This window comes from Pseudomonas sp. Sample_16 (assembly GCF_004307665.1).
Lineage (GTDB): Bacteria > Pseudomonadota > Gammaproteobacteria > Pseudomonadales > Pseudomonadaceae > Aquipseudomonas.
Genome location: NZ_RCOB01000198.1, coordinates 1 through 4,429 on the forward strand (window position 1 = coordinate 1; position 4,429 = coordinate 4,429).

At 60.6% G+C, this 4,429-nt stretch carries 4 protein-coding genes and 1 tRNA gene; 1 reads left to right on the forward strand and 4 read right to left on the reverse strand.

The window, feature by feature from the left end:
* Positions 1–27: 27 nt before the first annotated feature.
* Positions 28–104, reverse strand: a tRNA-Val gene (locus D8U69_RS26495).
* A 183-nt stretch (positions 105–287) separates the two neighbouring features.
* Here D8U69_RS26495 and D8U69_RS26500 point away from each other — a divergent pair.
* On the forward strand, positions 288–1,571 hold the full coding sequence (locus D8U69_RS26500; RefSeq protein WP_130905359.1) for an FAD-binding oxidoreductase: 1,284 nt from the start codon (positions 288–290) through the stop codon (positions 1,569–1,571).
* Between the two features lie 135 nt (positions 1,572–1,706).
* Here D8U69_RS26500 and D8U69_RS26505 read toward each other — a convergent pair whose 3' ends face one another.
* The 3 genes from D8U69_RS26505 to D8U69_RS26515 all read right to left on the reverse strand — a co-directional run.
* Entirely contained in the window at positions 1,707–2,678 is a 972-nt protein-coding gene (locus D8U69_RS26505; RefSeq protein ID WP_130908484.1) for an XdhC family protein, read from the reverse strand.
* A gap of 1 nt (position 2,679) precedes the next feature.
* A complete protein-coding gene (locus tag D8U69_RS26510; protein WP_130908485.1) occupies positions 2,680–3,915 on the reverse strand; it encodes a cytochrome c in 1,236 nt (411 codons plus the stop codon).
* Positions 3,916–3,917: 2 nt separating this feature from the next.
* Positions 3,918–4,429 (reverse strand): (2Fe-2S)-binding protein (locus D8U69_RS26515; RefSeq protein ID WP_241668699.1); only part of this gene is annotated, 512 nt, incomplete at its 5' end.

Below are 4,429 nucleotides of genomic sequence, written 5' to 3' on the forward strand. Positions count from 1 at the left end.
AGACCGCCCAGCAGAGCGGATTTTGTTTGGTAGGCGCGATTGGACTCGAACCAACGACCCCCACCATGTCAAGGTGGTGCTCTAACCAACTGAGCTACGTGCCTGCTGTGAGGCGGCATTCTACGGAATTCCGGAGGGGTGTCAACACCTTTTTTCGAGCTAACCCTATGAATATGCAAAATATTTAATTTTGCCGCTGCAAAGAAGATTTTCCGGTGGCTGGCGGTGGATTTTTAACTCGGGTAGGATCGACGCACTCGTAAAATATATTAAACAGAGGCTGCAGGATGGCGCACACCCCCTACCCAGAGTCCTACTACGCTGCGTCGGCCAATGCGGTTCCGCCTCGCCCGGTGCTGCAGGACGACGTTGAGACTGATGTCTGTGTAATCGGTGCCGGTTATACCGGTCTGTCCTCTGCCCTGTTCTTGCTGGAGAACGGTTTCAAGGTCACGGTACTGGAAGCCGCCAAAGTCGGTTTTGGTGCGTCCGGGCGAAACGGTGGCCAGATCGTTAACAGCTACAGCCGCGATATTGATGTGATCGAGCGCAGTGTCGGCCCCAAGCAGGCTCAGTTGCTGGGGCAAATGGCGTTTGAGGGCGGGCGGATCATTCGCGAGCGCGTGGCCAAATACAATATCCAGTGCGACTTGAAGGACGGCGGCGTGTTTGCCGCCATCACCCCCAAGCAAATGGGTCATCTCGAATCCCAGAAGCGTCTGTGGGAACGTTTCGGTCACACGCAGCTGGAGTTGATGGATAAAAGCCGTATCCGTGAGGTGGTGGCCTGTGATCAATATGTCGGCGGTATGCTCGACATGAGCGGCGGACATATTCACCCGCTTAACCTGGCGCTGGGCGAAGCGGCGGCTGTGGAGTCGCTGGGTGGCGTCATTTATGAGCAATCGCCGGCGATACGCATCGAGCGCGGCGCCAATCCGGTAGTGCACACGCCGCAAGGCAAAGTCCGGGCAAAATTCATCATCGTGGCGGGCAACGCTTATCTGGGCAATCTGGTGCCGGAGCTGGCGGCCAAGTCGATGCCTTGCGGCACCCAGGTCATCACCACAGAGCCCTTGGGCGACGCGTTGGCGAAAAGCCTGTTGCCGCAGGATTATTGCGTCGAGGACTGCAATTACCTGCTCGATTACTACCGACTGAGCGGCGACAAGCGCCTGATATTCGGTGGTGGCGTGGTGTACGGCGCGCGTGACCCTGCCAACATCGAAGCGATCATTCGACCGAAGATGCTCAAGGCTTTCCCGCAGCTCAAGGATGTAAAGATCGATTACGCCTGGACCGGTAATTTCCTGCTGACGTTGTCGCGTCTGCCGCAAGTGGGGCGGCTGGGTGACAACATCTATTACTCCCAGGGTTGCAGCGGCCATGGCGTGACGTACACACATCTGGCGGGCAAGGTCCTGGCCGAAGCGTTGCGTGGCCAGGCCGAGCGTTTCGACGCGTTCGCCGACCTGCCCCACTATCCGTTCCCCGGTGGGCAATTGCTGCGCACACCGTTTGCGGCGTTGGGCGCCTGGTATTACGGGCTGCGGGATAAATTCGGATACTAATGCAAAAAAAGGGTCGCTGAATGCGGCCCCTTTTTTGTGGGAGTGAGCCTGCTCGCGATAGCGGTGTGTCAGTCATAAATCTCTGACAGGAAAACCGCTATCGCGAGCAGGCTCGCTCCTACAAGGGATCAGTGATTACAGCTTGTCCCGTGCGATACCACTGCGGATTCGCAGGATGTCGGCCAGTACCGCAAGAGCAATTTCCGCTGGCGTCTTGCTGCCCAGGTTCAAGCCGATTGGCGCATGAATCCGCGCCAGTTCGGCATCGCCCAAGCCACCAATGCGCCGCAAGCGCTCGAAGCGCTTGTGCGAAGTCTGCAGCGAGCCCATCACGCCGATGTAGAACGCCTCGGTGCGTACCGCTTCCATCATGGCCAAATCGTCGATACGCGGATCGTGGGTCAGCGCCACCACGGCCGTGTCGCTGTGGCAGCCGCCGTCGGCAATGAATACGGATGGCAATTGACGACGAATCTCTACGTTTTCCAGGACCACGCCTTCCAGCACTTCATCCCGCGGATCGCACAGAATCACTTCGAAGCCCAGGCCCACGGCAAACTCCGCACAGGCCTGGGCCACGCTGGAGTAGCCGGCGAGCAACAAGCGCTGAGCGGCACCGATGCGCAGCCGCACACGGTCGACCTCACGCTCGACGCGAACACCCTGCTCGCGATCATCGAGCAGACTGCGCGCCCCACTGGCCAGATCGACTTCACGGATCAAGCGGCGTCGGCCCAATAGCGCCGACTCCAGCTCCCGCAAATGCGCCTGAACATCGCAATCAGATTCAAGCTTCTCTACCAGCACGTCGAGCACGCCACCACAGGGCAAGCTGACCCGCGAGCGCGGATCGTCACCTTCGCCGTAACGCACGACGCCGACGGCGTCCTCAAACGCGCCTTCGGCGACGCGCTCAAGAAAGTCTTCCTCGACGCAGCCGCCGGACAGCGAACCGATCCACTGGCCGTCGGTATTGACTGCCAGCAACGAACCCGGCGCACGGGGCGCCGAGCCGTAAGTGGCGAGCACCGTGCACAGCCAGACGCGTTGCCCGGCCAACGACCACTCCAGCGCCCGCCGCACCACTTGCAGATCGAGATGCTGCATGTCAGTGCGCCTTGTGCTCGAGCGGCGCATCGGCCCGCAGTTTCTGCACGTCGTTTACCGCCAGGTCGCCCGGTAGACCACCCCAACCCTGACGCAGGTAGTTCAGCAAGTCGGTGAGTTGTGCATCGCTGAGTTTTTCGATGAAACCGGGCATCGGTTGCATGTGCTCGAACCCGGAGAATTTCTGTTCACCGATACCGTCGTCGATTACCCGCACCAGATTGCGCGGATCTTCCAGACGCAGCGTGGTATTGCCGCGCATGGCCACGGCGATGTGTGGCTTGCCTTCGCCATCGACCGCGTGGCAACCGGCACAGACGTTCAAGTAGTCCTGACGCCCGCGCTGGGCGCTGGCGCTGAGTTTTTCCAGTGGCACGTCGGTCAGCACTTTTGCCGCTGGCGGCTGATCGCCGAGCAGGAAGGTGGCCATGGCGGCCAGATCCGGGTCAGTGAGGCCCTGAGTGCTGTTGTGGAACACCGGGAACATCTCGTTGAACATCGTGCCCTGGGCGCTCATGCCGTGCTTGAGGAACGTGCTCAGGTCCTGATGATTCCAGCCACGCGCGGCCAGGTCAGTGGCCAACAGGCTCGGCGCCAGATAGCCATTGAGAACGCCACCGGTCATGCGCTTGTCCATCTGCATCGCACCAGGCAAACCGCGTGGCGTGTGGCACTCGCCACAGTGACCGAGCACGTCGACCATGTACTGGCCGCGCTTCCAGGCTTCGCTCTTGCCTTCGGCGGATTCCAGCTTCACGTCCTTGCCGTACATCATGTTCCAGCCCATGAGGCCAGGACGCACATTGAACGGAAAGCTCAGGCTGGTGACCGGAGCGGCGCGCTCGATCGGCGCGATGGTTTTCAAGTAGGCATGAATCGCGTCGGAGTCTGCACGCGGGATCAAATGATACGAGGTGTACGGCATCGCCGGGTACAGGTTCGCCCCATCGCGGCGCTTGCCTTCGGTCAACGCAGCGAAGAATTCGTCATCGTTGTACAAACCGATGCCGTGCTCTTTGCTCGGCGTGATGTTGGTGCCGTAGATCGTGCCGAACGGCGAGACGATCGGCAGGCCGCCCGCATACGGCGCGCCACCCGGCGCGGTATGGCACGCCATGCAGTCGGCGGCACGGGCCAGGTATTCGCCCTGCTTGACCTGCGCATCGTCAGCGTGAGCCAGCAACACAGGCGCTGCCAGGCCGACCGTCAACGCGAGACGGCTAAGTAGTTGTTTCATGCTTAACCCTCCTTGACCAGGCCGAGATCAGTCAGCACGTTGCGCGTGGCGCTGTAGTAGCGCACGTAGCCGGTGCAACGGCAGATGTGATGACCGAGGCTGTCCTCGATGACTTTTTCCAGTTGGCTTTTGACGATGGGCTGTCGCTGCAGCTTCTCTACCAGCACCGTCGCGGCATTGACGAAGCCAGGCGCGCAGTAACTGCACTGGAAGGCGAATTCGTCGACGAAGCGCTGCTGGATCGGGTTCAGTTCAGTGACCTTGCCCTGCTCGTCGCGGGTCGCGTGGCCTTCGATGGTGCGCACCTTCTTGCCTTCGAAATAGTGCGCGCCAGTAATGCAGGTGCGCACTTCTTCGCTGGTGCCGTCCGGGTTATCAACGATCACCACGCAGGCGTGGCAAATGCCCTGGCCGCAGCCCAGGCGCGAACCGGTGAGGTTCTTGTACTCGTGCAGGTAATCGATCATCGGCAGGTCATCAGGGATGTCCACCGGGCCGACGGATTGACCGTTGA

Excerpts from the sequence above, each read along its gene's own strand:
- D8U69_RS26510 (WP_130908485.1), bottom strand. The coding sequence starts at position 3,915 with ATGAAACAACTACTTAGCCGTCTCGCGTTGACGGTCGGCCTGGCAGCG.
- D8U69_RS26505 (WP_130908484.1), bottom strand. The coding sequence starts at position 2,678 with ATGCAGCATCTCGATCTGCAAGTGGTGCGGCGGGCGCTGGAGTGGTCG.
- D8U69_RS26500 (WP_130905359.1), top strand. The coding sequence starts at position 288 with ATGGCGCACACCCCCTACCCAGAGTCCTACTACGCTGCGTCGGCCAAT.